The sequence below is a fragment of the Deinococcus sp. KSM4-11 genome (genome assembly GCF_004801415.1).
GTDB lineage: Bacteria > Deinococcota > Deinococci > Deinococcales > Deinococcaceae > Deinococcus.
Genome location: NZ_SSNX01000001.1, coordinates 643,530 through 670,482, shown reverse-complemented (window position 1 = coordinate 670,482; position 26,953 = coordinate 643,530). Strand labels below are relative to the sequence as shown.

The window sequence follows — 26,953 nt, the reverse complement described above, 5'->3', positions numbered from 1 at the left end:
GGCGCATGCTCGTGTACCACCTGCCTGGCACCTTCGACACCCGTGAGAACCACCTCGACCTGCTGTGGGACGCCGGCGCGACCGGCCTGGAGGAACGCGCCGGCTCGATCCGCGCGTACTTCGACGGCCGCACGGATCTCCCCGCCGAGGTGGCGGACGGCGAGTGGCGTCAGGAGGCTGACCAGGACTGGTTGGCCGAATTCAAGGCGAACCTGAAACCCGTGACGGCCGGCCGGGTGACCATCGTTCCGCCCTGGCTGACCGCGGAGGTACCGGCCGGGCAGCTTCCGCTGATCATCGAGCCCGGCATGGCCTTCGGCACCGGCCACCATGCGACCACCCGCATGGCCGTGGAAGCCCTGTCAGCCCTGAACCTGCAGGGCCAGCGCGTGCTGGATGTGGGCACCGGCAGCGGCGTGCTGGCCATCGCCGCCGCGCTGCTCGGGGCGCAGGCCGCGCTGGGCGTGGACATCGATCCGCAGACCATCCCGATTGCCCGGGAGAATGCCGAGATCAACGGTGTGCCGCGCGCAGTCGTGACTTTCCTGGAGGGCACGCTGGGCAGCGACCTGCCCGAGCACGCGGCGCCTGACGGCATCTTCGACGTGCTGGTCGCGAACCTGTACGCGGAACTGCACGACCTGCTGGCGGGCGAGTACTTGGCCCACCTGCAGCCGGGGGGATCGCTGGTGCTGACGGGCATCTTGGTCGGGAAACTGCCGCTGGTGCAGGACGCGCTCGACCGGGAAGGAGTCACGGATGTCCTGGTGCGGCAGGACGGTGAGTGGGCGCTCGTGACGGCCTGCGCTCCCCGGTGAAGCGGAGGCTCACCGGCCCCTCGGACGGGCACCGGGTGCTGGTGCCGGCGCTGGAGTCGGTCATGCGGCTCGGGCCGGGTGAAGTGCGGCACTTGCACGTCCTGCGGGTCCGGGTAGGCGAGACCGTGCGCGTGTTCGACGGCCGGGGCCAAGAAGCGCAGGCGACCGTGACCGCGCTGGACGACCTGCACGCCGAACTGCAGCTCGGGGACGTGCTTGACGGCGTCGCCGAGACGCCGTTCCCGCTGACCCTCGCGGTCGCGCTGCTCAAGGGGGACAAGCTGGTGGATGTCGTCCGGGCGGCCACAGAACTGGGGGTGGCCCGCGTGCAGCTGCTGGTGACGGCGCGGGCCGACGCGCGGGAGATCGGCACTCAGAAACTCCAGCGGCTGGAGCGGGTCGCGCAGGAGGCGGCCAAACAGTCCCGCCGCACCGTGATTCCGGCCGTCCTGGAGCCGATCGCGCTCGGGGAGCTGCGCTGGCAGGGCGAGCTGTATGTCGCGCAGCCGGGCTCGGTGACCCGCCTGGCGGACGCCCTGGACTGGTCGTCGCCGGTCACGATCCTGACCGGCCCGGAAGGGGGTCTGACCGCACAGGAAGTCGACTCGCTGACAAGTCGTGGCGCCACGCCGGTCACCCTGGGGCCACGGATCCTGCGGGCCGAGACGGCGCCGGTGGCCCTGCTCGGAGCGATTGCGGCTCTGGGCCGGTAGCCGTCGGGCCACCGTCCTGGGCGTCGATTCGGGGATTCAGGCAGGTCGGTCGATCACCGGCAGGGTGGTGGGCAGCAGTTGCCGCCACGACTGCACATTGCCCACATGCACGGTGACGTACCGCTCCAGCGCGCGCCACAGCGCCGGGCGTTGGGGCAGTGGCACGGGGGCGTCCATGCTGACCCGCACGGTCTGACGCACCACGCTCCGCAGGAAGGCCAGGGCCTCGGGCGGGTACGCGGGGAGGCTGGAGCACGCCGAGCACAGCAGTTGCCCGCCCAGCGGATCGGGATGTGACGGCTCGGGCGCGCGGCAGCGGGCGCAGTGGCCGATATTCTGCACGAAGCCCGCCAGGGCCAGCAGCTTGTGGCTGAGCACCAGGGCCACCCATTCCGGATCGGGCTGGTGGGACAGACCCCGCAGCGCCCCGGCGAACAGCTCGAAGGCCTGATCGCTGAACTCACCCTCCTGGAACAGGGCGTCGGCGAACTCGGCGAGCAGGTGCGCGAAGGCGTAGCGTTCCGGCTCGGCCAGTCTCGGCAACGCTCCTTCCAGCACAGCCTGTTTCACGCTGGCCAGGTCGTTGTGCGGCCCCTGGTACACCTGCACGCCCACGTGGTGGAACAGGTTCAGCTGGCTGGCCAGCGGACCGCGCACCCCGCCGCGCGCCACGGCCTTCAGTTTGCCCTGCGGAGTCAGGAGCGTCACGATGATGTCGCCGGCTGGCGTCACCCGCCGCCGGATGACGATGCCGCTCCGGTTGGCAGTTCGTGACCTCACATTCCGCAGTCTAACGGCGCACCCGGCGCCGGGCTGTGCCAGCATCCACACTCACGCCGGGGCCGCGCGGGTACACTGCCGACAATGAGTGACGCGCATCGCCGTGACCACAGCGTCCGAGATCTGCTCCGGGAACTCTTCCCGGAAACCCACCGTGAACTCTTCGGGCAAGACCCGGCCGAGGCTCCGCCCACCCTGGGCCTGTACCCGGTCGCGGACGGCCGTCTGGCCCTGGTGCAGGGCGACCAGCTGGCCGAATTCACGCCCCTGGATCCCAAGGGCAACAAGGCCCTGCACTGCGACCTGTGCCATTACACCCGCAGCCGCAGCGAGGCCGCCGTGTACCGCGTGCACGTTGGCCGCCGCCTGACGCGCTACGTGACCCTGTGCGTGGGCACCGACGGCTGCCAGAAACGGGCCGGGACGCGCGGCCTGGAGCACCTCGCAGGGCGCATCTTCCCCATCGAACCCGTGACGATGGATTGAAGGGCGTGATTGCAGCCTGGCATCCGGGCCATCCAGCCTTGCCGCCACCCAGCGGGGCCGCTAGCCTGAACTGGTGAACGAGGTCTGGCCGTCCATTCTGTCCGAGCTGCGGCTCCTGACGGGCCTGCTGGTTGCGGCCGGGCTCAGCAGTCTGATCGGCTGGGAACGCGAGGCGCACCGCTCGGGCGCGGGGCTGCGGACGCACATGCTGGTGGGCATCAGCGCGGCATTGTTCGTGGTACTGGCCGAAGAACTGATCGTGCAGTACGCCTCACCGGCCACCGGGGTGCGCTTCGATCTGGTGGGCGTGCTAGCGGCGGTGGTGAGTGGCGTGAGCTTCCTGGGAGCGGGCACGATCTTCTCGTCGGGCAAGGGAGAGCGGGCGAGGGGCCTGACCACGGCCGCCAGTCTGCTGGCGACGGCCGGGGTCGGCGTGGCGTGTGGCCTGCACCTGTATGTGTTCGCCACGGGCGCGACGCTGCTCTTTCTGTTCGTGCTGCGGCCCCTGCAATGGTTGACGGAGCGGCCCACCCCAGATTCGGGGACACCGGGCAAAGAGTAATCCCTCCCCACGTCCCTCTTGCCTGCTGTCAGAATATTGTATACAATATCCACAATGACCTCGTTTGAGCGTCCCACCCTGGTTCGCGACGGCGTGTACGAGCACCTGCGCCGCGCCCTGCTGGACGGCGACATCGCCCCCGGCGAGCGGCTCGGCGAGGTGGAACTGGGACAACAACTCGGCGTGTCGCGCACCCCCATCCGCGAAGCCCTGATGCGCCTCACCCAGGACGGCCTGCTGACCACCGAAGCTAACAAGGGCGTGCGCGTTCGCACCGTGAGCGCCGCCGAGGCCCGCGACGCCTACGTGGTGCGCGAGGAACTCGATGGACTGGCCGCCGCCCTGGCCGCCTCGGGTCACACCGCCGCCGACGCCGTCACCCTGCGCGCCGCCCTGGCCACCCTGAACGCCGCGCGGGGCAGCGACTACCGCGAACAGACCCGCCTCGACCTCGCCTACCACCGCGCTGTCACGGAAGCGGCCCACAACACGGTGCTGGGCATCCTGGCCCGCGACCTCGAACAACGCGTGGCCCTGATCAAACACCAGACCCGCACGTACAACGCCCACCCGGACACGGCCGCGCAGCACGCCACGCTCCTCCAGACCATCCTCGACCGGGACGCGGACGCCGCCCGCGAGGCCGCACGCACGCACGTCCGCACCTTCGCCACCCTCGTCCTGCACGACCTAGGAGCCACCCAATGATCGACCAGATGTACCGCAAGACCGTCCTAACCGTCGCCGGGCAGAAAGCCATCGAGAAGATCGTCCGTGCACGCGGCTGGAGCGTCGCCCAGCGCTTCGTGGCCGGCGAGAGCATCCAGACCGCCCTAGATGCCGTGCGGGAGCTCGACAGAGACGGCATTCTCAGCAACCTCGACCTGCTCGGCGAATTCATCGACTCGCCCGAGAAATGCACCGAGTTCGCCGACAATGTCCTGAACCTCATGGACGCCGCGCACGCCCAGGGCATCAAGCCATACGTCAGCGTGAAACTGAGCAGCGTCGGGCAGGGCAAGACCGTGAACGGCGAGGATCTGGGGCTCACCAATGCCCGCCGGATCGTCGGCCGGGCCAAGGAATACGGCGGGTTCGTGTGCCTGGACATGGAAGACCACCCGCGCGTGGACATCACCCTGGCGCAACTCCGTACCCTGATCGGCGAGTTCGGCTGCGAACACGTCGGCAGCGTCCTCCAGTCGTACCTGTACCGCAGTGAGGCCGACCGCGCGGCCCTGAACGACCTGCATCCCAACCTGCGGATCGTGAAGGGCGCGTACCTGGAACCCGAGACGGTCGCCATGCCCGTCAAGGCCGACGTGGACGCCAGCTACCGCAAGCTCGTGTACGCCCACATGAAGGCCGGCAATTACGTGAACGTCGCCACGCACGACGAGAGCATCATCCGTGACGTGCAGCATTTCGTGCTCGCCAACGGCATTTCCAAGGACGCCTTCGAGTTCCAGATGCTCTACGGCATCCGCCGCGATCTCCAGAAGAACCTCGCTGCCGCCGGCTACCGCGTCCGCGCGTACATCCCCTACGGCCGCGACTGGTACGCGTACTTCTCGCGCCGGATCGCCGAGCGCCCCGCAAACGTCATGTTCGTGCTGCGCGGGATGTTGAAGGGTTGAAGGTGTGATCTCACGATCTTTACAAGATGTCTTCCAAGAACTTGAGCTAAATGCTACATGGTTAAAGGTCGTCAGCGAAGAAAATATTTTGGCCACATACGCTCTTTTTTCTTCGGCAGACGACAGGAACACCGAGCACTATAGATGGCGTCTTTTTAAGACTGCTCTAAGTGAACGCAAGCGCTTAACCGATGATGAACTGGAGAATTATTTTTCAGTAGCTTTGTCCGAGAAGGATCTATCACTACGGTCATCCATGCTGCACGCCATAATTGAGCTGAGTGGAGTATCGAGGGAATACGTTCTCAAAGCTGCGCGGTTGGGAAATCAGTCGGTTCGACGGAAAGCAGATTCGATTTTTTCAAAGACGAAGCAAGAGTCATTCTAAGGAGCCCCACCATGCTGAAAATCCAGGACTACCGCCCGCAGGCCTTCATCGACTTCACCAAGGACGAGAACGTCAAGGCCTACCAGGCCGCCCTCCACAAGGTTCGTGACGAGCTGGTCGGCAAGCACTACCCGCTGATCATCGACGGCGAACGGGTGGACACCGCCGAGAAGCTGACCTCGTTGAACCCCTGCGACACCTCGGAGGTGGTGGGTACGACGGCGAAGGCGACGATCGACGATGCCGAGCGGGCCTTGCAGGGCGCGTGGACGGCATTCGAGTCGTGGAAGAAGTGGGACGTGGACGCCCGCGCCCGCATTCTGCTGAAGGCGTCCGCGATCCTCCAGCGCCGTCGGCTGGAGGCGTGCGCGCTGATGAGCATCGAGGTCGGCAAGAACTACGCTGAGGCTGACGTGGAGGTGGCCGAGGCCATCGACTTCCTGGAGTACTACGCCCGCAGCGCCATGAAGTACGCGGGCTTCGGCTCGTCCGAGACGACGTGGTACGAGGGTGAGGAGAATGGCCTGATGTCGCTGCCGCTGGGCGTGGGCGTGAGCATCTCGCCGTGGAACTTTCCGTGCGCGATCTTCGTCGGGATGCTGGCCGCGCCCATCGTGGCCGGGAACTGCGTGATCGCCAAGCCCGCCGAGGACAGCGGCCTGATCGCCGGTTTCGTGGTGGATATCCTGCTGGAGGCGGGCATGCCCGCGGGGGTGCTCCAGTTCCTGCCGGGCGTCGGCAAGGAAGTCGGGGAGTACCTGACGACGCACGCGAAGACCCGCTTTATTACCTTCACGGGCAGTCGCGCGGTGGGCCTGCACATCAATGAGGTCGCCGCCAAGACGCAGCCGGGCCAGAAGTGGATCAAGAAGGTCATTCTGGAACTGGGCGGCAAGGACGGCCTGATCGTGGACGAGACCGCCGATCTGGACGTGGCCGTGACGGCGGCGGTACAGGGAGCGTTTGGCTTCAACGGTCAGAAGTGCTCGGCCATGAGCCGCCTGATCGTGGTGGACGCCGTGTACGACGAGGTGGTGAACGGGTTCGTGGAGCGGGCGAAGGCGCTGAAGGTCGGGACGGGCGAGGAGAACGCCAACGTCACGGCGGTCGTGAACCAGATGAGCTTCGACAAGATCAAGGGCTATCTGGAGCTCGCGCCGACCGAGGGCACCGTGCTGACGGGTGGGGAAGCCACCGGCGAGGCCAACGGCAGGAAGGGGTATTACGTGCAGCCCACCATCGTGGGCGACGTGAAGCGTGACGCGCGGCTGGCGCAGGAGGAAATCTTCGGGCCGGTCGTGTCGGTGATCCGCGCGCGGGACTGGCAGGACGCCCTGGACATCGCCAACAGCACTGAGTACGGCCTGACGGGCGGGGTGTGCAGCCGCGACCGCGCCCGGCTGGAGCAGGCCCGGAACGAGTTCGAGGCCGGCAACCTGTACTTCAACCGCAAGATCACGGGGGCCATCGTGGGTGTGCAGCCGTTCGGCGGATACAACATGAGCGGCACGGACAGCAAGGCGGGCGGCCCGGATTACCTCGCGAACTTCATGCAGCTCAAGACGGTGACCGAACGCTGGTAGGTCAGCGCGGGATCACGTTCATGCACTGGGGGAATGACTTCCTCCGGTGCATGAGCCCTTTGGGGTTCTAAAGACATGGCCGCCGCATCAGCCTTCACATTCGGAAAGCCGCACCGGTGAAGGCATGTCATTCGCCATGACTACAGGCGCACCCCAAACATCGTGAACTGCGGGCTTTCCCGTTTTTCTTGATCCGGGATCAATCCTACCTAGACAAGTTGAACGAACTGTCAGAACATCACTTTAGGATTCGCCCCAGTTCACTGCAGCTCAACCGTTTCAGAACACTACGCTCAGGCCCGCATCCCCTCCGAGGGTCGATCCACGGCGGCCCTGTGTCGGCCCGGTCGTCCCTCGCTGCGTTCTCCGGAGGATTCATGAAGCACACGCGCTCCCTGCTCGCCGCCACCCTCGCCCTGACCCTCGCCGCGTGCAGCCAGCAGACGGCCGTGTCGCCCGCCGCCAGTGCACCCGCCGTCTCCGACAGCACGGCGGCCTACCTGGTGGGCTTCAAGCAGACCAGCCTGGGCACCCAGAGCCTCAGCGAGCAGGCGGCCGTGCAGGCACTGGCCATCGCCGCGGCAGGTGGCGTCGTCACCAGCCAGTGGGCCGACATCAGCGCCGCCGCAGTAAGGCTCACGCCCGCTGCGCTGGCCAAGCTCCGGTCGAACCCCCTCGTCGAGTATGTGGAACAGGAGGCCGTGCATCATGCCCTGGGCAGCCGGCACCTGTCCACGGACGCTGAGGCCACCGCCAAACCGGGCACCGGCACGCCCATCACCACCCAGGCGGTCTACACGCCCAACGGGGAGTACACCTGGGGCGACAACGCCCTGCGGGTGCCGGCCCTCCGCACGGCCGGGTACACTGGCGCGGCCACCACGAAGGTCGCCGTGTGCATCACGGACACGGGCATCGACGGCACCCACCCGGAGTTCCAGCACAAGCTCAAGGGCTTCAAGAACTTCGTGACCACCGAGGCCAACCGGAACGACCCCTACGCCCTGAACGACGTCTCGCACCACGGCACGCACGTGTCCGGCACGGTCTTCGCGCAGTATGGTTCAGGCACTGGAGCGGCCGGTCTGCAACCCGGCGAAGATGCGAACGGTGTGGGCGGCGTGGCCTCGGGCACCGACCTGTACATGGCGCGCGTGCTGGGCGACGCGGGCTCGGGCAGCAGCGCCGGGATCATCAACGGCGTGAACTGGTGCGTGGCCCAGCTGAAATCACAGGGCGGCGCCGAAGACAAGGTCGTCATTTCCATGAGCCTGGGCGGCGGCAGCAAGACCACAACCGAACAGCGCGCCTACACCGCCGCGTACAACAAGGGCGCCCTGATCGTGGCGGCCACCGGGAACGACGGCGCCGCCGTCTCGTACCCGGCCGCCTACACCAACGTGGTCGGTGTGGCCGCCGTGGACAACACCCTGGCGAAGGCGAGCTTCAGCAACTTCGGCACGCAGGTTGACCTGTCTGGCCCCGGCGTGGGCGTGCTCAGCAGCGTGCCCTTGGGTGCGGGGGCGGCCGCTTCGGCCAATGGGGGCGGTGTGACCTTCACGGGCGTGACCGGCGCCGACAAGTCCAGCAAGACCACCTTCACCGGCACCATCGTCAAGGCTGGCGACGGCACGGGCACCGCCGGGAACAACGAATTCTGCGGCACCAGCACCCGCAACGCGGCCCTGGCCGGTACCATCGCCCTGATTTCGCGCGGCACCTGCACCTTCGAGGAGAAGGTCGCCAATGCCAGCGCCAGTGGCGCTAAGGCCGTGATGATCTACAACAACGCGGCCGGCCCCCTGGGCATGAGCCTCACGAATACGTATACCATCCCAGTCGTAGGCCTCCAGCAGACCGACGGCCAGTCCCTGCTGACCAAACTGCCGACCACCGGCACGGTCTCGGTTACCACCGCCGACTACGAGTACTTCGACGGCACCAGCATGGCCACCCCGCACGTTTCGGCCGCCGCCGCCGTGGTCTGGGCCGCCAAGCCCACCCTGACGAACACCCAGCTCCTGAACCTGCTGACCAGCACCGCCAAGGACCTCGGCACGACCGGCAAGGACAATAACTTCGGCTACGGCCTGGTCGATCCCTACAAGGCCATCACCGGCAACTGAAGTCGGCCACCACCGCAGCTCCCCACTTTCCGTGGGGGCTGTTTCTATTCGGTTCATCGGGCCATCAACGTGTCCACCATCAGCGCGCCGCCCAGAATGGCGGGGATCCCGCCGCCCGGATGGACACCTGTGCCCACCTGCCACATGTTGCGGGCCACGCGGTAGGGCTGCGGGTGGAACGGCCCGGCCCGCCAGGGCGGCAGGCCCAGGCCGTAGATCGCTCCACCGGGATGGCCCCCCGCTGCGTAGTGGTCGGGCGAGAGACCAACTGTGTCCACTCCAGTCGACCGCAGACCGGGTGTGTCGAGCATTCGTTCCAGACGGTGGAGCTGGGTCTGTACCCACGGGTGATCCGGCGCGAGGGATCGGCCCGTGGCCGGGGTGCTCAGCAGTACGGCCAGTCGTGGAAAGGCGTGGTGGACCAGGGCCAGGGTGGTCGGCGGCAGGGCTCCGGCACGCATCGCCTCCCGGAAGGTTGTGAAGTCGTCGGGAGCCACGATGCTGGTCGCGGGCAACGGCAGCGGCCGGGTCAGTGCCACGTATAGCGCCAGTCCGCTCACGGTTCGGCGGGCCACCGGACTGCCCAGCGACCGGTTCCGCAGGGCCGCGAGTCGAACCGGATCGATGGCGCTGACCACCACGTCATGCCTGGTGGCCTCCCCACACGCCAGCGTAACCGTGGTGTCCCGAAGGCGGACGATCTCGGCGGCCTCGCGGACGGCCACGCCACGCCGCCCGTTCATGTCCTGGAGGGCATCGAGCAGCGTTCCCATCCCCAAGGCGGGAGCGAAGACCTCGGCATTCAGCAGCCCAGGAATCAGGGCGTACAGTGCCGGAGCCTCCTGGGGAGCGAGCCCCGCGTTCAGGGCATGGGTCGCCAGCGCATGTTCAAGGGCAGGGGCCAGGTTCTGGTCACGCAGCCACGAGGCGGCCGTCAGATGGGGCCCGATGACCCGCAACAGCGCCCATGACGCCCGCCGAAAGGTCGGATCGCCCAGATCGGGAGGAGTCGTCAGGAGGGCCGTCACGTGGGGTCTGAGGGGCGCCACAGCCCTCAGGTACCGCTGCCACTGGTGGAACAGGGCGTGACCTTCCGGAACGGGCAGGGCCACGGAACCGAAGGGAGTGTGGTGCATGCCCAAACCGCCGGGAATCGGGCGCAGATCGAGCGGGTCGCGTTCACCCAGGCGGGCCAGATACGCGCGCCATACGTCCGGGAAGGTGAAAAGGCTGGGGCCGGTATCGAAGGTCAGGCCGCCCACAGATTCCCGGCGCAGCTTGCCGCCGGCGCGGTCGCGATCGTACACGGTGACACTATGCCCGCGTTGCGCCAGCAGGGCCGCCAGCGCCAGCCCCGCCAGGCCGCCCCCAATCACACCGACAGAGTGGAGTTGGGACACAGGTCAGGGGCCGTGCCACAGACCACGGGCCAGCAGGTACACGAGTTGCACGCCTGCAACGGTGCCCACGATCCATGGCGTCACGATGCTCAGCGGGTACAGGCGGGCCGCCTGCTCCGGCGTAGGGCGGGACAGGAGGGCGATGGCCATGCCACCACAGGCCAGGGCCAGCGCCAGCGCCGTGAGACCTGAAATTGGGACAAGGAGGGCCGCCGCCACCGTGAACCAGCCCAGCGCGTACCACGCCGACCCCCGCACGCCGAGCGCGGTGGCGATGGTCGTGGTGCCCACGTGACGGTCGGCTGGGATGTCCTGCACGGCGTCAAAGGCGTGCTTTCCCACCGAGTAGGCCATCAGGGCGAGCAGCGGCAGCCACGGCACGGACGTACCCAGCACCAGGGCCGGGAGGGCCAGCGGCAGGGCGTAGGCGACATTGCTCAGCCCGTCCAGAACCGGGCGCGCTTTCAGGCGCAGGGGCGGCAGGCTGTACGCCGCGAACAGCGCCGCCGCCACGGCCAGGACCAGCGTCGCGCGCGGCGGGAGGACGATGGCCAGCACCAGCAGGGGCGGCAGGTTCCACGCCAGCGTCGCCCGCAGCAAAGGGGCCGCTTCCCGGTCGGCCAGTCGCGCTCCCTGCCAGCCGCCCTTGCGGGAACTGCGGGCGTCTTCCTCACGATCCCACAGGTCGTTCAAGCCGTAGATGAGCAGATTGAAGGGCAGCGTCAGGTAGGCCAGCAGCAGTAAGACGTCGATCTCGAGGGTGTACAACCGGCCCGTAAGCCATACGCCCGTGACGAGGGTGCCGATGGTATTGATCCACAACGCGGGCCGCGACACCGTCAACAGGCGTCGCAGGGGCAGGGTCGCGGGAAGGGTCTGGGTGCGGGATCGCATGGTCGTCCGGGCTGCATTGTAGGTTCACCCAGTCCGGCAGATGCGGCCCGGATCCGGGTGAGGGGACGAATGCTTACCATCGGAGTGCCGCACGTCCTGAACAATGGACAGGAATGGACGTCGCCGCGCTCCCACCGCACACCGCCATGTACACGGCCTCCGAAGTCGAGTCGCAGACCGGCGTGCCGGCCACCACCCTGCGGCAGTGGGAACGGCGCTACGGCTTTCCGCGTCCGGTACGCAACAGCAGCGGCTACCGCCTGTATTCGCCGCAGGACGTGGTCGAGATCGGACGGATGCAGGCCCACCTGATGCAGGGCGTCGCGGCCAGCCGCGCGGCGGAACTGACCCTGGTGGGTCTCGATCCCCTGCCGTCGGGCTCCCGGGTCGCGACAGACGCCGGGACGTTGGCCGCTGACCTGACGACCGCGCTGCTGGCCTCGGATCCTGCCCGGGCTCAGGCCATTCTGGGAGAAGCCCACACACAGTTGTCGCAGGAGGACGTACTGGCGCATGTGATCACTCCCACGCTGGTCGAGATCGGTGAGCGCTGGGAGAAGGGCGAGATCACCGTGTCGCACGAACATCAGGCCAGCGCCTTCCTGCGGGCCCGGCTGGGCGCCATGATGAACACCACGGATGTGCCCGGCACCGCTGGGCCGCTGGTCGTGGCCGCGTGCGCGCCGGGCGAGCAGCATGAGCTGGGCCTGATGATGCTGACACTCGTCCTGGGCCGCCGGGGCGTGCGTGTCGCTTACGTGGGTGCGAACACCCCGTTGGGCGACCTGGCCGTGTATGCCCGGCACCGTGGCGCGGCGGCCATCGTGCTGGCCCTCCAGGGCGAGTGGGCCTTGCCGGGCATGCGGGCGCAGCGCCACGATCTGGACGACCTGAACCTGCCCCTGTTCCTGGGTGGGGCGCTGATCAACCAGCGGCCGGACTTGGCCGTCGAGTTGCGGGGCATCCATTCCGGGCCGGATCTCGGTGCGGCGGCCACGCTGATCGCCAGCCGGTTGAGATCGCCCGGCGCGGCCACAGGCCGTCAGGAGGAACTATGAAGGTACTCGTGACGGGGGCCAGCGGCTTCGTCGGTGGAGCGGTCGTGCGGACGTTGCAGGAAGCGGGCCATCAGGTCTGGGCGGGCAGCCGCGACGGCCGGCCCGTGGCCAGCGCCCATCCCCTGAAGCTGGATGTGACCGATCCGGGCAGCGTCCAGCGGGCGGTCGGCCAGGCCGACCCGGACGCCGTCGTGCATCTGGTCGGGATCATCGTGGAGAAGGGCGACCAGACCTTTGAGCGCGTGCATGTCGAGGGCACGCGTAACGTGCTGGCCGCCGTGCCGCGCGGCGGGCGGTACGTGCACATGAGCGCGCTGGGAGCCGATCCGCAGAGTGCCAGCGGTTACAGCGCCACCAAGGGCCGGGCCGAGGCGCTCGTGCGGTCGTCCGGCCTGCCGTACACGATCTTCCGGCCCAGCCTGATCTTCGGGCCAGGGGATGACTTCTTCGGCCGGGTGCTGCGGGAACTGGTCAGCACCGGGCCGGTCGTGCCGCAGATCGGCGACGGATCATTCCCGTTCCGGCCGGTCAGCGTACAGGACGTGGCGGCGGCCTTTGCTAGCGCGGTCGCCTCGGACGCGAGTGCCGGACAGACCTACGCGCTCACCGGCCCGGATGAGTTCACGTTCCGGCAACTGCTGGAACTGGAACTCGGGGCCCTGGGCAAGTCCAAACCCATCGTGCCCGTGCCGCTGGCGCTGATGAATCTGGCGGTGCCGCTCATGCAGGTGCTGCCCAACCCGCCGATCACGAAGGATCAGTACGCCATGCTGAAGGAAGGCAACACCGCGCCCAACGAGCCGGCGCGCACGGTGTTCGCCCTCCCCATGCGCCACCTCGCGGACGACCTGCCGGGCCTGCTCGCGAAGAAAGAGTAGGTCAGGGCAAGCGGCCTGGCAGGTTCTGCAACGCCGCGACGGGCATGACGGGCTGTCCCTGGCGGAAGGCCGCGAGGTACCCGCTGACTGTTCCGCCCGACTGAACGACGAACCGGGCGAGTGCCTGCGCGGTGCCCCCGCTGGCAATCACGTCCTGCACGATGGCGACCCGTTTGCCCCGCAGCCGCTCGGCGTGCGGCCCGTCGAGCCAGAGGGTTTCAGCCACGCCCAGACTGAGGCTGGGCACGTCCTGGATCAGCGGGGCCTGCATGTACGTCCGGCGTTTCTTGCGGGCGCACACGTAGGGCAGCCCCGAGCGGTCGCTGAGTTCATGCGTGAGCGGCAGCGCGTTCGTGACGACCGTCAGCAGGATGTCGGTGCCCTCCGGGATCAGGGGGAGCATGGCCTGGGCAGCGGCGTTCGTGAACTCCGGATCACCGATGAATTCCACCAGCGGCACGCGGCCCAGGTTGCCGGCGCGCACGGTGGGCAGGGTGCGCTCGACGTCACCGATGCGGACGGTCAGGGCGGATGCGGGCGCGCTCACGTGAACAGCGGCAGGTGACCGAGGGCCGTGACCTCGGGGCGCTCGTCGCCCTCCGTGAACACGGCGAGTACCGCCGCGACCTCGCCGCCGACCTCCTCGATGATCTGCCGCAGCGAGTTCAGGGTGCCGCCGCTGGACACCACGTCGTCCACGATGGCGACCTTGTGGCCCCGGATCTTGTCCACGTCGAAGCCGTCCAGCACCAGCAGCTGGGGTTTCCCGGTGGTGATGCTCACGACCTCGCGCGCCACGGGGTTGACCATGTAGGGCTTCTGCGTCTTGCGGATCACGATGTACGGTTTGCCGCTCTCCCGGCTGATGACATGCGCGAGGCTCACGGCCTTCACTTCGGGCGTGACAAGCACGGTGACCTCGGGCGGAATCATCTTCGCCAGTTCACGGCCGGCTTCCTCGGTGACCTCGGTGTCGCCCAGCATGTTGAATAGGGCCACGCTGACGCCGGGGGCGACAGGAACGACGGGCAGGTCGCGGGTCACGCGGCCCACATGCACGGTATGGGTGGTCATGTCCCGAGTCTACGGCGCGCGGGCCTACTGGCCCAGCGCCTTGCCATTCATGGTGAAGGCCCCGTCCTGAACCCGCAGCTTGGTGCTGAGCTGGGCGCCACTGCGCGTGACATATCCGGCCTGCTCCATGGCCTGGATGTTACGCGCGAAGTCTGCCCCGGTGGCTCCGAACGAGCCCACGAGGTCGGTCACGGCCGCCTCGTTGCCCTGCACATCGAGGTTCATGGCGAGCATGCTGCCCAGCATGGCCGGAGTCTGTGCCACCTGGGCTAATCGCTCGGCACTCAGGGTGGCGGCGCCGGGGATGCTGACCTGCCCGGTCAGGACGACATCTCCGGCGGGGCGACGCACGCTCAGGCGGTCGAGCTGGAGCACAGGCTGACCTTTCACGAGGTCGAGCAGATCATTCTGGAGCTGCTGTTGCTGGGCCGGCGTGAAGTCCGGCAGAACCGCGCGGCTGGTCACGGCCGGCGTCCCGGACGTCTTCTGAACGTTCTGCATCAGCGTCACGATCCGCTGGAGAGGGGCGCCCGCGAGGTGGTTTACTCCCAGGTGCAGCTGCAGATCGTTCAGCACCTGTCCGGCGACCGAGAGCGTGGCCACGTCGTACTTCACGGCGCTGCTGTAGTACCCCCCGGCCTCAGTGGTCTCGCTGCTGACCTTCATGTCGCCCAGATCAAGGTTCTGCCCGCTGCCCGTGACCGAGACCTTCTGCACGGCCAGAGTGCCGGAGCCGGTGCCGAGCACGGTGCTGGCCGGATCACGCCTGGACGTGCCCGTCACAGTCAGCCCAGCGATGGTGGCGCTCCCCTCCCCGGCGACCACCTTCAGGCCTGGCCAGGACATGGCCGTGGTGGTGAGTGGCCCAGCCACGTTCAGGGTGCCGTCCGCGGCCTGCCACGTGACGGTGGTGCCCTGATCGGTCACGCTGCCGGCCGGGACGTTCAGCGTGGTTCTCGTGCCGCCTCCCAGGCCGACCAGGGTATGCAGGGTGGGCCGGTGCGTTGGAAAGGCCTTGAGGTACGCCGCCTGCACCTGAGGATCGGTGAAGGAGATCTCGGTGTCGATGATCGCCTGCCCCACGCCCCGCAGTCCGGGCAGCGGCCCGTGCTGGATGTGGTTGGTCAGGATCACATCCAGCGGCGCGTCGCTGCCCTGGGGATGCACGCTGACGGTCATGGTCTGGGTGGACGCCGTCAGCCCTCGCTGGTAGCCGGTCTGGGTGACGGTGACCATGCCGGTGGCCCCGGCCGCCGAATTCAGCTGCATGGTCAGATCCTGCGCGAGAACCTGCGTGCGTCCGGCGAAGATGGCGGTGGCCCCCGCCACGGCACCCAGGGCGACCAGCACGGTCAGGGCGATGGCGGCCACCGGCGAGCGGCGTGCCTTGGGGCGATGGGGAGCTGGGGGTGGAGTCGAGATCATGGCAGTCCTCCGGGTCGGGTGGCGAGATGGTGCCTGCGCTCACAGTACGGGCCGCTGGCTCCGAAAGTTGCCTCAAGGTGGGCAGGACATCTTTTATCTGTGCAGAACGCCAGATCCACTCGACACGTGAAGCTCGGGCCACTTTTGCGACGCTTGCAACATTCCATGTGACGAGCCCAGAAGTTGAAGGCGGCGTTTCTCTGGCAGTGACGCCAGTCGTCCAGACAGTGGTGATCAGTTGACTTGTTTTGTCGGCTTTAGAAGATTACTCTTTTCATCAATGATTACCTCGCCCTCTCCTGCCGTCTCGCGCCCGGCCCGCACAGATCTCAGCGCCCTGAAATTCAATCAGGTCACGGTGATCGCCGTGACCGTGCTGGCGGTTCTCCTGACGCTGCCGGTGTTCACGCTGGTGCTCGGCGCCGCCATGCTGGTCGGCGCGATTGCCCCGGACGTCTCGCCCATGCGTGCCGCGTACCGCCTGCTCGGCCGCCCGCTGGGCCTGAAGCCCGAGGTCGTCGATGAGGATCCGCGCGCGCACCAGTTCGCGCAGGGTGTGGGTGGCACCTTCCTGCTCGCCTCCGCGCTGTTCACCTTCGCTGGCCTGAGCGGGGTCGGAGCGGGGCTGGGCCTTATCGTGATCGCGCTGGCCGCCCTGAACCTGTCCAAGAAGATCTGTATGGGCTGCCTGATGTACTTCCAGTACCGCCGCCTCCGCTACACCGTCCTGAAGCGCTGACGCGCCCCGATCCACCGCGACGTCAAAGGAAAAGCCTGCCCATGTCTGACATCGAGACCCTGAAAAAAGAACTTCCTCCCTTCGAGATCTTCGACCTGATTCCGCAGTACGCCGCCCAGGGCTTCATCGACCCTGAGCGCATCGATCTGCTGAAGTGGGCGGGCGTCTACCCGCAGCGCCCCCAGGAGGACGGCTTCCTGATGATGCGCGTGCGCGTTCCGGCGGCCGAGTTCTCCACCGCCACCATGCGCGAGGTCGCGAACATCGCCGAGGAATACGGCCGGGGCTTCCTGGACGTGACGGATCGTCAGGCGTTCCAGTTCCACTGGCTGACCATCGACAAGATCCCGGAGATCTTCAAACGGCTGGAGCCGCTGGGCCTGCACCCCAAGGGAGCCTGCGGCGACACCGTGCGCGCGGTCATCGCCTCGCCCCTGGCTGGTCTGGATGCCCGCGAGATCATCGATGTGCGCCCGCTGGCCCACGCGATGGAGGGCACGCTGACCGGCAATCCGGACTTCCAGGATCTGCCGCGCAAGTTCAAGATGAGCCTCACGGCGGTGCCCGAGCTGGAAGGCATCCACATGATCAACGACATCGGCTTCCTGGCCCACCGGGTGAACGGGGAGGTCGGCTTCGACGTGTGGGTCGGCGGGGGCCTCGGCGCCGTCGCCCACCTCGCCAAGCGGCTGGGCGTGTTCATCCGCCCCGATGAGATCGTGGAGGTCGGCCGGGCCATCGCCGGCGCGTACCGCGACCACGGGTACCGGCAGAACCGCAAGAAGAGCCGCCTGAAGTTCCTGATCAAGGACATCGGCGTGGAGAAGTTCCGCGAGATCGTCGAGACTGAGTACCTGGGCCGCAAGCTCACGGACGGCCCTGCCGCGCCCACCGCGCGCTTCGGCGGCAACGACGTGCTGGGCGTGAATCCGCAGGCGGACGGCCTGAACTATGTGGTCGTGGCGACCACCGTGGGCCGAATCAACCCGCACAAGGCCCGCGCGCTGGCCGATCTGGCCGACCGTTACGGCAAGGGCGTGCTGCGCACCACTGCCTTCCAGAACATGGTGATCCCGCACGTGAAATCGGCGGACGTCGCCGCGTTAAGCGCCGAGCTGGCCGCTCTTGACCTTGCGCCCAAGACGACGCTGCGCGGCACGACCATCGCGTGCACCGGCAACCAGTTCTGCCGCCTCGCGCTAACCGAGACCAAGGAGCGCACGGCGAACCTCGTGGATCACATCGAGGCGAAGTTCAGCGGTCTGGATGTGCCCTTCACCATCAACCTGACCGGGTGCAGCAACGCCTGCACGCGCTACCAGGTGGCCGACCTGGGCTTCATGGGCGCGAACAAGACCGATCCGGACGGCACCGTCCACGAGGTCTACAACGTGCATCTGGCCGGAAGCATCGGGCAGGCGCAGCGCACCGGCACGAAACTCAAGGGGGCCGTGCCCGCCGAGCGGCTGAACGAGTACACCGACGCCGTGCTGGCCGAGTTCCAGGCGAACAAGCAGCCGGGCGAGAGCTTCGTGGAGTACAGCGACCGCATCGGCCATGAGCACTTCGCGCCGGATGCCGTCCTGAACGGGCACAAGGCCCTGGTGACGGCGTGACTGCCACCGCCGAGCGCAGCGCCATCGGTACCGGCCGCGTGGTCTGGTTCACCGGCCTGAGCGGTGCGGGCAAGAGCACGCTGGCGAGCGCCCTGTACGCCGAACTTCAGGCGCGCGGCGTGGCCGTGGAACTGCTGGACGGCGACGCCGTGCGCGAGAACCTCAGCAAGGGCCTGGGATTCACGAAGGCGGATCGGGACACGAACGTCCGCCGGATCGGCTTCGTGGCGGGCCTGCTCGCAAAGCACGGCGTGACGGTGCTCGTGAGCGCCATCAGCCCCTATGCCGACACCCGGCGCGAGGTACTGGCTTCGTTCCCCAGCGCGCTGGAAGTGTTCGTGGACGCGCCGCTGGAAGTCGTCACCGAGCGTGACGTGAAGGGCCTGTACCTGAGGGCCATCGCCGGCGAGATTCCGCACTTCACCGGCGTGAGCGACCCGTACGAGAAGCCCGACGCTCCGGACGTGCACCTCGAAACCCACAAGATCTCCGTGACGGACGGCATCCAGCAGCTCCTGGGAAGGCTGGGGCTATGACCATCTCGGATGGTGCCCGTCCGCTCCTGCAAGTTGGCCTTCCCGTGCCCAGCCCGGAGGCCTTCACGGCGGAGACGGATCCGCTGGACGTGATCCGCTGGGCGATGGCCGCGCACCCGGACGTGCTGATGCCCAGCGCCTTCAACCTGAACGGCGTGGTGCTGATCGATCTGGCCGTGCGAGCGGGCTACCGGGGCGACGTCGTGTTCGTGGACACGGGCTACCACTTCCCCGAGACGCTGGCGACCCGCGACCGGCTGGCCGCGCGGTACCCCGAGTTGAGATTCGTGACCTTGAACGCCGGCGCCCACCCCGAGGACGGCCAGACCGATCCGGCGCTGTACGCGAGCGATCCGGACACCTGCTGCGCGGTGCGGAAGGTCGCGCCCCTCCAGAATTACCTGCGGCAGCACTCACCCTCGGCGCTGCTGAACGCCCGCAGCCGCGATCAGGCGAGCACCCGCGCCGATATTCCCTTCGTGGAGGACAGTGGAGCGCGCGTGAAGGTCAATCCGCTCGCCCACTGGACGCGCGAGCAGCTGGAGGCGTACGCCACCGAGCACGACCTGCCGGTGAACCCCCTGTATTTCGACGGCTTCCTGAGCGTGGGCTGCTGGACATGCACCCGCGCTGTGCGCCCCGGCGAGGACGCCCGCGCGGGCCGCTGGGCCGGCAAGGGCAAGACCGAGTGCGGCCTGTGGGCCGGAGACAACCGCTTATGATGCCCGGCCTGCGAATGCGATGTTTCCTGGGTTGATCCATCCCTTTTTTTTCCCTAACCAGTTGACCACTTTCATCCACTGAAGCCCAGACCCGGAGACCCCATGCCCACGCTGATGACCGAGACCTCCACCCTGCCCACGCCGCTCGGCGGCACGCTCGTGAACCGTGTCCGCCGCCCCGGTCACGACTTCGACCCGGCCAGCCTGCTCGGCCTGCCCCGCATCGACATCAGCGAACGGTCGTACGCCGACCTCGAACTGATCGCCACGGGCGCGTATTCGCCGCTGACCGGCTTCGTGAACGAGGCCGACTACACCTCGATCATCGAGCGCATGCGCCTCGCGGACGGCACGCCGTGGAGCATTCCCATCACGCTGCCCGTGACCCGCGAGGACGCCGCCCGCCTGAGCGGTACGGTCGTCTTGACCTTCGGCGGCCAGGACGTGGGCACGCTGGACATCCAGGAGCACTACGACGCCCGCAAGGGCTGGGAAGCCTGCGAGGTCTACCGCACCGAGGACGCCGCGCACCCCGGCGTGGCCGCGCTGTATGCCCAGGGCGACGTGAACCTGGCGGGGCCGGTCACGCTGTTCGAGGTGCCGCGCGGCGCGTTCCCGAGCCACCACCGCACGCCCGCCGAGGTGCGCCAGGTGATCGAGGCGCGCGGCTGGCGCTCCACGGTTGCCTTCCAGACCCGCAACCCGATCCACCGCGCACACGAGTACCTGCAGAAGGTGGCCCTGGAACTGGTGGACGGCCTGCTGCTGCACCCGCTGGTGGGCACCACCAAGGGCGACGACGTCCCCGCCGCGACCCGCGTGGAGGCCTACGAGGTGCTGCTGGAGAAGTACTACCCGCAGGCCCGCACGCTGCTGAGCGTGTATCCGGCCGCCATGCGCTACGCCGGGCCGCGCGAGGCGATCGTGCACGCCCTGTCCCGGCGCAACTACGGGGCCTCCCATTTCATCGTGGGACGCGACCACGCGGGCGTCGGTTCGTACTACGGCACCTATGACGCGCAGGAGATCTTCCGCGCGTTCACGGCCGAGGAACTGGGCATGCGCATCCTGCGGTTCGAGCACACCTTCTACTGCCAGTCCTGCGGGCAACTCGTGAGCCCCCGCACCTGCCCCCACGACAGCAGCCACCACCTGATCCTGAGCGGCACCAAGGTGCGCGAGAAACTGCGTGCCGGCGAGGATCTGCCGCGCGAGTTCACCCGTCCGGAAGTGGCCGAGGTGCTGCGCCGCGCGTACAAGAACGCTGGCTGACCGCCCGGCTAACAATCCTGAAGATCCGCCCGGTGCTTATCACAGGTTCTTCATGAACTGGGCCGTCACCATACGCAGGACTCGCGCCCGATCTGCCGCTGCACATCTCTCAAGGAGGAGCCCATGCGCCGTTCCCTGTTCCCACTGCCCGTGACCCGCCGAGCGTCCCAGGCCGCCCTGGCGGCCATCCTGATCCTGACGCCCCATGCCACTGCCCAGTCCGCGACCACCGTCCGGCTGGGGTTTTTCCCCAACCTCACCCACGCGCCCGCCCTGATCGGCCTGGAGCGCGGCACCTTCCAGAAGGCGCTGGGGAACGTGAAGCTCGATCCCAAGCAGTTCGTGTCCGGCACGACGCTGACCGAGGCCTTCGCGGCTGGGCAGATCGACATCGCCTACGTCGGCCCCGGCCCGGCGATCAGCGCGGCGGCACGCGGCATGCCGGTGCAGTTCCTGGCCGGCGCGTCCGAGGCCGGCGCGGTGCTGGTGGCCCGCAAGGACAGCGGCATCACGTCGTATAAGGATCTGGCTGGCAAGACCGTCGCGGTGCCCAGCCTGGGGAACACGCAGGACATCAGCCTGCGCCACATCCTCAAGGAGCAGGGGTTGAAGTCCAAGAGCGACGGCGGGGACGTCACCATCGTGCCGATTCCGCCCGCCGACACCCTCGCCGCCTTTGCCGGGAAGCGCGCGGACGCGACGCTGGTGCCCGAACCCTGGGGCGCGGTCCTCGAGGCGCAGGGCAACAAGGTGATCGGCAGCGAGAAGACCGTGTGGCGCGACGGCAAGTACCCCACGACCATCGTGATCGTGAACGCGAAGTTCGCCGACGCAAACCCCACCCTCGTGGCGGCCTTCTTGAAGGCGCACACCGAGGCGGTGGCTTACCTGACCAAGAATCCGGCGGCGGCACAGACGGCCGTGAACAGCCAGCTGGAGAAGCTGACCGGTGACAAGATCGATCTGCGCGTGCTCCAGCGTGCCTTCGCCCGCACGCGCTTCACGACCGCACTGGATCTGGACGCCCTCAAGGAGTACGCGGCGCTGAACGTCGAGGCCGGGTACGCCCGCAGCGCCCCGGATCTCGCCCCGTTCATACGGAAGTAACCCCATGACGGCCTCCCGCACTCCCGGCGACTCCTTCGCTCCGCCCAGTACCCCCTCCAGCCGCTGGCGCACTGCGCTGTGGCAACTGCTGGGGCTGCTGGTCATCCTGGGCCTGTGGTGGCTGGTCACCGACATCCTGAAGGTCTACCCGCCCTACGTGTTTCCCAGCCCCCACGCGGTGTGGACGGAAGTGGCATACGGTCTGTGGGGCACCGGCCCGCAGGATGGCAAGCTGCTTGCCGCCATTGCAGGCAGCCTGCGCCGGGTGCTGACCGGGTACGCGGCGGCGGTCGTGCTGGGCGGCTTGGTTGGCCTGCTGATGGGGGCGTGGCCGCCAGTACGTTCTGCGCTGGGGGCGTACCTGACCGGGATCCAGAGCGTGCCCAGCATTGCCTTCGTCCCGTTTGCGATCCTGTTCCTGGGCCTGAATGAGCGCGCGGTGCTGTTCGTGGTGATCCTGGAGGGCTTCATTCCTGTGGCGCTGGCGGTGTCCGGCGCGCTGTTGAACGTCCCTCCGGCGCTGCGGATCGCTGGGCGAACCCTGGGCGCCCGTGGACCGGCCCTGACGTGGCGGGTACTGCTGCCGGCGGCCGTCCCCAGCGTCCTGACGGGCCTGAGAACCGCGTGGAGTTTTGCGTGGCGGGCGCTGGTTGGCGGGGAACTGCTGATCGCCGGTTCTAAGAGCCTGGGTGAGCAGCTGGAGGTCGGGCGGAACACGGCGAACGTGGCGCTGGTGCTGGCGACCATCATCATCATCGGCGTGATCGGCGGCGTGTTCGACCTGCTGCTGCGCACCGTGGAAGCCCGCGTCCGGCGGGACTATGGCCTGGAGGTGACACAATGACCTCAACCGTGGAACGCGACCCCGCCCCCACCGCGACCTCCGCCGTGACCGGGATGGAGGACAGCACTCTCGCCGCGCATCCGGGTGCGAGCCTCACGCTCGACGGAGTGAGCTACCACTACAAGGGCCGTGTGGGTCTGGGGCCCATCGACCTGCACGTGCAGCCTGGCGAGTTCCTGTGCGTGGTCGGCCCGTCCGGCAGCGGCAAGAGCACCCTCCTGAGCCTGCTGGCCGGGTTCCTGCGCCCGCAGCAGGGCGTGATCCGGCTGGGCGATGAGGCCGTGCGCGGTCCACACCACAGCCTGACGCTGGTGCAGCAGGAAAGTGCGCTGTTTCCCTGGCTGGACGTGGCCGGGAACGTGAAGTTCGGCCTCAGGCGCCTGAAACGCGCCGACCGCAACGTGCGCGCCGCCGAGGCGCTGAAACTTGTGGGGCTGGACGGCTACGCCGATCGCCGCGTGCACGAACTGTCGGGCGGTCAGCGCCAGCGGGTCAGTCTGGCGCGTGCCCTGGCCGTGAAGCCCGGTCTGCTGCTGCTGGATGAGCCCTTCAGCGCCCTGGATATCCAGACGCGCACGACCCTGGCCGACGAGTTGCTGGGCATCTGGTGGCAGCAGAAGGTCACTGTGGTCTTCGTGACCCACCAGCTCGACGAGGCCCTGCACCTCGGTCAGCGGATCGTGGCCCTGAAAGATGGGCAGGTGGCGCTGGATGCCCGGTCCAAGGGCCTGAACGTCACGGATCTCCAGAACGTGCTCCAGACCTCCTAGGCGGCGTCCGCAGACCACCCTGTGCGGGTGCCTACAATCGGGCATGCGCTTCAATGCACTGGGCAGTCTGCGCGGACTGGCGGCTCTGGTCGTGGTCATTCACCATCACCTGCTGGTCTTCCCCGACCTGTTCCCCACGAAAACGGGTGTGGGCGGCTGGTTCGACTGGCTGTCGTTCACGCCGCTGCACCTGTTTTGGGCGGGCGGCGAGGCGGTGTCGTTCTTCTTCCTGCTGTCGGGGTTCGTGCTGACGCTCCCGGTGTGGCGTGGCGAGGAACTCGACATGCTGAACTTCGTGGTGCGCCGCGTGTGGCGCGTGTGGGTGCCGTTCATCGTGGCGGTCACGCTGGCCGCGCTGGCGTTCTGGCGGCTGGGGTGGGCGTCCGTGAATGGCACCAGCGGGTGGTTCGAGAACATCTGGAAGGAAGCGGGCGTCCCTGCCTACGTGCAGCACGTGCTGATGCTGGGCCGGATGGACGAGGGTCTGACCCAGTGGGCGTTCCTGCCAGTCGTGTGGAGCCTGAAATGGGAGATGTGGCTGTCGCTGCTGCTGCCGGTCGTGGTGCTGCTGGCGCGGCAGCACCGGATCTTCACGCCGCTGCTGTGCGTGCTCCTGCTGGCCGCACACTACGTGTTCGGCACCGGGGACATCGCCACGAATCTGCTGCGGTACCTCGCGATGTTCGTGCTGGGCGCGTGGCTGTCACGGCATCATGGTCTGGTGGCGCGCACGGTGACCCGCTGGCCGACCCCGGTGCCAGCGATCGTCCTGGCCGCCACCCTGCTGCTGATCCCCGTGCAGTGGTATGGCTGGCAGCCGGACGTGGGCTGGCTGCGGGCGACGGTCAACGACACGGTGACGCTCTTCGGTTCGGCCATGCTGGTGGCGCTGGCGATGGGCTGGGCGCCGTTCCGTACCTGGCTGGAGCGCCCGGTGCCAGAGTGGCTGGGCCGTGTGAGCTACAGCCTGTACCTGTACCACACGCTGGTGCTCACGCTGGTCGTCCGGCTCGGGGCCGAGCGGCTGTCCATTCCGTGGCTGCTGCTGGTCTCGTTTACGCTGACCTTCCCGGTGGCCGAACTGATGTACCGGCTGGTCGAGCGGCCGGCCATGCAGCAGGCCGGGCGAATCAAACGTGCGATCCGCCCGGCCTCCATCCAGCCGGTTCCGGCCGATTGACCTCGGTTCAGTGGGCCGCGACGGCCACCGTTCCGGCCTGCTCATGGGCCAGTCGAGGCCAGTCCACGCGGCGGCGGCGCCACTCGAAGATGATGACCTTGCTGACTTCTTCCAGCCCACGCGCCAGGAAGACGCCCCACGCGCCCAGCGGCGTGTACAGCCCGAGGAAGATGGCAAGCGGCAGGCCGATCACGAAGGCCCCGACCACGTCCCCGATCAGGACGCCCTTGCCGTCGCCGGTGCCGGGAAGCACCCCGCCGCCGATGATCATGTTCCGCACCTTCACGACCTGACTCACGGCCGTGATGAGGATGCCGATCACGGCGAGCTGTTGCACCTCCGGGCCGACGCGCGGGAACAGCACCGGCACGGCGAGGGCGCTCAGGGCGTAGAGCGCCCCGCTGACGAGCGCCGTGATCAGTCCCGCCCGCAGGATGCGCTGCAGCCAGCCCTGCGCGGCGGTGGCGTCCCCGGCCCCCAGGCTGCGGCCGATGAACACGGTGGCGGCGCTCATCAGGCCGAACGAGGAGATAAAGAACACACTTTCCAGGTTCGCGGAGATCTGGCTGGCCGCGAGCGCCTGTGTGCCCACGTGGGCGAACACGGCGGCGTACAGGAAGCCGCCGAGGCTCCACGCGAACTCCGTGAAGGCGATGGGGGCAGTGAGGGTCAGCAGGGGCGCAGCGACCTCGCGCCACGAGCGCGGGGGCGGAATGTGGAGTTCTGCCAGATGACGCGGCCCGTAGATCTGCGCGGCGAGGTACAGGGCCTTGAAGGTGTTGGCCACGACGATGGCCCACGCGGCTCCCACGACCCCGAGCTGCGGGAATGGGCCGACGCCGAACACCAGGGAGTACGCCAGGACGCTCTCGATGGCGACGCTGAGGATCGTGGCGACCAGCGGCGTACGCGCGTGGCCGAGCGAGCGCAGGGCGCCGCTGAACACCCAGCCGAGCATGCCCGGCACCAGTGAGACCATCAATACCTGCAGGTAGGGCGTAGCGACGCGCGTCACGTCGGCCGCGCCGCCCGCGAGGCCCAGCAGCGGGCCAGCCAGGAAGTACACGGCGCCAGTGATCAACGCGCCGAGCACCACACTCAGGGCGGTGGTGACGGTCATGACGGTGTTCACGCCGTGCCGGTCACCGGCTCCGGCCCGCCGTGCGACGAGGATGCTGGTGCCGCTTCCGAGCGCGCCCAGGGTGATGAAGAACAGGAAGCCCAGGCTGCCGCTGAGGCCGACCGCCGCGACCGAGACGGCCCCGAGCGTACCCACGATGACCTGGTTGATGAAGCCCAGGACGAGCTGGATGACCATTTCCAGGCTGACGGGGACGGCGATTCCGGCGATCTCTCGCGCCGGCGACTTGATCGATTCAGAAGACAGGCTGGTTGCGGGCACGGCGCTCATACCGGGCCACACTACACGGTGTTCAACAGTTGCACGTCAGCATCATGGCGGATGCCCGGCCCCGTCCGTCAGGGGGAGACGGCAACCTGATCCGGCTGCGCCTGAAAGGCCCCCTTCGGGCCCAGGGTCAGCCGGGCAAACGCCACCAGCGGGTCGTGCGGCGTGCAGATCACCGCACCCTCCTCCAGCCACTGCGGGAAATAGCGTTTGCGGGTCTCGAGCGTCTGCACCGGGTACAGATCGAAACCCATGATGTACGGTAGCGGTGCGTGGTTCAGCGTGGGCAGCAGGTCTGCGGCGCACACCAGGGTCTGGCCCCCATCCCGCAGCACCACGCCCTGCATGCCGCGCGTGTGGCCGGGAAGGGGCAGAACGCTCAGGCCGGGTCGCAGCTCATGCCCGCCGTCGATCACGTCGAACAGCCCGGCGTGCAGGATGGGCTCGAAGGTCTCCGGTTCGTAGCTGGCCCGACTGCGCTCGTGCGGATGCCGGGCATCGTCGAGTTCCTGCGCCTGCACCACGTAGCGGGCCCTGGGGAAGGTCGGGTCGCCCAGGGCGGTCACGTTGCGGCCTGCGTGGTCGAAGTGCAGGTGAGTGCAGATCACGGTAGTGATGTCCTCGGGGCCTAGCCCCAGCGCCGCCAGACCCCGGAACACGGTTTCGTCGCGATCCACGGCATAGATCGAGTCGAACTTTTCACCCCCGCCGTCCCACAACCCGGTCTCGACGAGGATGTTCTCGCCGTCCTGCTGGATCAGCAGCGGATTAACGCGCAGGGGAATGCGGTTGTGCTCATCGGCAACCGTCACGCGCGACCACAGCACCTTCGGAACGGTGCCGTACATGGAACCGCCGTCTAGCCGAAACTGGCCGTCCGTGAGGGACGTGACGCGGAACGAACCGATCTGACGGGTGTGGAGCCAGGACATGGTTC

At 67.9% G+C, this 26,953-nt stretch carries 27 protein-coding genes; 19 read left to right on the top strand and 8 right to left on the bottom strand.

Annotated elements, in window-relative coordinates; genetic code table 11:
• The first annotated feature begins 5 nt into the window (after positions 1 to 5).
• Entirely contained in the window at positions 6 to 818 is an 813-nt protein-coding gene (locus E7T09_RS03285) for a 50S ribosomal protein L11 methyltransferase (RefSeq protein ID WP_136387685.1), read from the top strand.
• Entirely contained in the window at positions 815 to 1,531 is a 717-nt protein-coding gene (locus E7T09_RS03280; protein WP_255578396.1) for a 16S rRNA (uracil(1498)-N(3))-methyltransferase, read from the top strand. Before E7T09_RS03285 ends, E7T09_RS03280 begins: the two co-directional genes overlap by 4 nt.
• Positions 1,532 to 1,567: 36 nt before the next feature.
• Here E7T09_RS03280 and recO read toward each other — a convergent pair whose 3' ends face one another.
• Positions 1,568 to 2,311, bottom strand: coding sequence for a DNA repair protein RecO (gene recO / locus E7T09_RS03275; protein WP_136387684.1), 744 nt, complete (start codon positions 2,309 to 2,311; stop codon positions 1,568 to 1,570).
• An 84-nt stretch (positions 2,312 to 2,395) separates the two neighbouring features.
• Here recO and E7T09_RS03270 point away from each other — a divergent pair, with 84 nt between their 5' ends.
• From E7T09_RS03270 to E7T09_RS03245, 6 genes are all read left to right on the top strand, one after another.
• Positions 2,396 to 2,797: a hypothetical protein gene (locus tag E7T09_RS03270; protein ID WP_136387683.1), complete on the top strand. Its 402-nt coding sequence runs from the start codon at positions 2,396 to 2,398 to the stop codon at positions 2,795 to 2,797.
• A gap of 73 nt (positions 2,798 to 2,870) precedes the next feature.
• Positions 2,871 to 3,359: an MgtC/SapB family protein gene (locus E7T09_RS03265; RefSeq protein WP_136387682.1), complete on the top strand. Its 489-nt coding sequence runs from the start codon at positions 2,871 to 2,873 to the stop codon at positions 3,357 to 3,359.
• A 54-nt stretch (positions 3,360 to 3,413) separates the two neighbouring features.
• Positions 3,414 to 4,067, top strand: coding sequence for a GntR family transcriptional regulator (locus tag E7T09_RS03260; protein WP_136387681.1), 654 nt, complete (start codon positions 3,414 to 3,416; stop codon positions 4,065 to 4,067).
• Positions 4,064 to 4,996, top strand: coding sequence for a proline dehydrogenase family protein (locus E7T09_RS03255; RefSeq protein ID WP_136387680.1), 933 nt, complete (start codon positions 4,064 to 4,066; stop codon positions 4,994 to 4,996). The genes E7T09_RS03260 and E7T09_RS03255 overlap by 4 nt, the downstream gene beginning before the upstream one ends.
• Positions 4,997 to 5,395: 399 nt before the next feature.
• Positions 5,396 to 6,967 (top strand): L-glutamate gamma-semialdehyde dehydrogenase, encoded by a 1,572-nt coding sequence (pruA, locus tag E7T09_RS03250; RefSeq protein ID WP_136387679.1) that lies wholly within the window; start codon positions 5,396 to 5,398, stop codon positions 6,965 to 6,967.
• A gap of 377 nt (positions 6,968 to 7,344) precedes the next feature.
• Complete coding sequence (locus E7T09_RS03245) at positions 7,345 to 9,093, top strand: S8 family serine peptidase (RefSeq protein ID WP_136387678.1); 1,749 nt, start codon at positions 7,345 to 7,347, stop codon at positions 9,091 to 9,093.
• Positions 9,094 to 9,146: 53 nt separating this feature from the next.
• Here E7T09_RS03245 and E7T09_RS03240 read toward each other — a convergent pair whose 3' ends face one another.
• Positions 9,147 to 10,469, bottom strand: a complete 1,323-nt coding sequence (locus E7T09_RS03240) for an NAD(P)/FAD-dependent oxidoreductase (protein WP_240741591.1) — start codon at positions 10,467 to 10,469, stop codon at positions 9,147 to 9,149.
• 27 nt (positions 10,470 to 10,496) lie between these two features.
• On the bottom strand, positions 10,497 to 11,387 hold the full coding sequence (locus E7T09_RS03235; RefSeq protein ID WP_136387676.1) for a UbiA family prenyltransferase: 891 nt from the start codon (positions 11,385 to 11,387) through the stop codon (positions 10,497 to 10,499).
• Between the two features lie 113 nt (positions 11,388 to 11,500).
• Between E7T09_RS03235 and E7T09_RS03230 the strand changes: the two genes are divergently transcribed.
• Positions 11,501 to 12,445 (top strand): B12-binding domain-containing protein, encoded by a 945-nt coding sequence (locus E7T09_RS03230; protein WP_136387675.1) that lies wholly within the window; start codon positions 11,501 to 11,503, stop codon positions 12,443 to 12,445.
• Positions 12,442 to 13,323: an NAD-dependent epimerase/dehydratase family protein gene (locus E7T09_RS03225; protein ID WP_136387674.1), complete on the top strand. Its 882-nt coding sequence runs from the start codon at positions 12,442 to 12,444 to the stop codon at positions 13,321 to 13,323. Before E7T09_RS03230 ends, E7T09_RS03225 begins: the two co-directional genes overlap by 4 nt.
• Before the next feature lies 1 nt (position 13,324).
• On the opposite strand, the gene E7T09_RS03220 is transcribed toward E7T09_RS03225, so the two are convergent.
• Genes E7T09_RS03220 through E7T09_RS03210 form a run of 3 tightly spaced genes read right to left on the bottom strand, consistent with a single transcriptional unit; the run spans position 13,325 to position 15,822 of the window.
• On the bottom strand, positions 13,325 to 13,870 hold the full coding sequence (locus E7T09_RS03220; RefSeq protein WP_136387673.1) for a phosphoribosyltransferase family protein: 546 nt from the start codon (positions 13,868 to 13,870) through the stop codon (positions 13,325 to 13,327).
• A complete protein-coding gene (locus E7T09_RS03215) occupies positions 13,867 to 14,397 on the bottom strand; it encodes a phosphoribosyltransferase family protein (protein ID WP_136387672.1) in 531 nt (176 codons plus the stop codon). Before E7T09_RS03215 ends, E7T09_RS03220 begins: the two co-directional genes overlap by 4 nt.
• 24 nt (positions 14,398 to 14,421) lie before the next feature.
• Positions 14,422 to 15,822 carry a YdgA family protein gene (locus E7T09_RS03210; protein WP_136387671.1) on the bottom strand — a complete coding sequence of 467 codons (1,401 nt, stop codon included), beginning with the start codon at positions 15,820 to 15,822 and terminating at the stop codon, positions 14,422 to 14,424.
• Positions 15,823 to 16,102: 280 nt separating this feature from the next.
• Between E7T09_RS03210 and E7T09_RS03205 the strand changes: the two genes are divergently transcribed.
• The 9 genes from E7T09_RS03205 (at position 16,103) to E7T09_RS03165 (ending at position 24,608) form a co-directional block, all read left to right on the top strand.
• Positions 16,103 to 16,561 carry a DUF4395 domain-containing protein gene (locus E7T09_RS03205; protein ID WP_136387670.1) on the top strand — a complete coding sequence of 153 codons (459 nt, stop codon included), beginning with the start codon at positions 16,103 to 16,105 and terminating at the stop codon, positions 16,559 to 16,561.
• A gap of 41 nt (positions 16,562 to 16,602) precedes the next feature.
• Positions 16,603 to 18,177, top strand: a complete 1,575-nt coding sequence (locus tag E7T09_RS03200) for a nitrite/sulfite reductase (RefSeq protein ID WP_136387669.1) — start codon at positions 16,603 to 16,605, stop codon at positions 18,175 to 18,177.
• Complete coding sequence (cysC, locus tag E7T09_RS03195) at positions 18,174 to 18,713, top strand: adenylyl-sulfate kinase (RefSeq protein ID WP_136387668.1); 540 nt, start codon at positions 18,174 to 18,176, stop codon at positions 18,711 to 18,713. Before E7T09_RS03200 ends, cysC begins: the two co-directional genes overlap by 4 nt.
• Complete coding sequence (locus tag E7T09_RS03190; protein WP_136387667.1) at positions 18,710 to 19,435, top strand: phosphoadenylyl-sulfate reductase; 726 nt, start codon at positions 18,710 to 18,712, stop codon at positions 19,433 to 19,435. Before cysC ends, E7T09_RS03190 begins: the two co-directional genes overlap by 4 nt.
• 102 nt (positions 19,436 to 19,537) lie before the next feature.
• The gene (gene sat / locus E7T09_RS03185; RefSeq protein ID WP_136387666.1) at positions 19,538 to 20,707 is read left to right on the top strand and encodes a sulfate adenylyltransferase; all 1,170 of its coding nucleotides are present in this window, start codon (positions 19,538 to 19,540) and stop codon (positions 20,705 to 20,707) included.
• A 123-nt stretch (positions 20,708 to 20,830) separates the two neighbouring features.
• Positions 20,831 to 21,814 carry an ABC transporter substrate-binding protein gene (locus E7T09_RS03180; RefSeq protein ID WP_136387665.1) on the top strand — a complete coding sequence of 328 codons (984 nt, stop codon included), beginning with the start codon at positions 20,831 to 20,833 and terminating at the stop codon, positions 21,812 to 21,814.
• A 4-nt stretch (positions 21,815 to 21,818) separates the two neighbouring features.
• A complete protein-coding gene (locus E7T09_RS03175) occupies positions 21,819 to 22,658 on the top strand; it encodes an ABC transporter permease (protein WP_136387664.1) in 840 nt (279 codons plus the stop codon).
• The gene (locus tag E7T09_RS03170) at positions 22,655 to 23,428 is read left to right on the top strand and encodes an ABC transporter ATP-binding protein (protein ID WP_136387663.1); all 774 of its coding nucleotides are present in this window, start codon (positions 22,655 to 22,657) and stop codon (positions 23,426 to 23,428) included. The genes E7T09_RS03175 and E7T09_RS03170 overlap by 4 nt, the downstream gene beginning before the upstream one ends.
• Positions 23,429 to 23,471: 43 nt before the next feature.
• Entirely contained in the window at positions 23,472 to 24,608 is a 1,137-nt protein-coding gene (locus E7T09_RS03165; RefSeq protein WP_136387662.1) for an acyltransferase, read from the top strand.
• A 7-nt stretch (positions 24,609 to 24,615) separates the two neighbouring features.
• Here E7T09_RS03165 and E7T09_RS03160 read toward each other — a convergent pair whose 3' ends face one another.
• Positions 24,616 to 26,019: an MATE family efflux transporter gene (locus E7T09_RS03160; RefSeq protein WP_136387661.1), complete on the bottom strand. Its 1,404-nt coding sequence runs from the start codon at positions 26,017 to 26,019 to the stop codon at positions 24,616 to 24,618.
• A gap of 68 nt (positions 26,020 to 26,087) precedes the next feature.
• On the bottom strand, positions 26,088 to 26,948 hold the full coding sequence (locus tag E7T09_RS03155; RefSeq protein ID WP_136387660.1) for an MBL fold metallo-hydrolase: 861 nt from the start codon (positions 26,946 to 26,948) through the stop codon (positions 26,088 to 26,090).
• Positions 26,949 to 26,953: the final 5 nt, after the last annotated feature.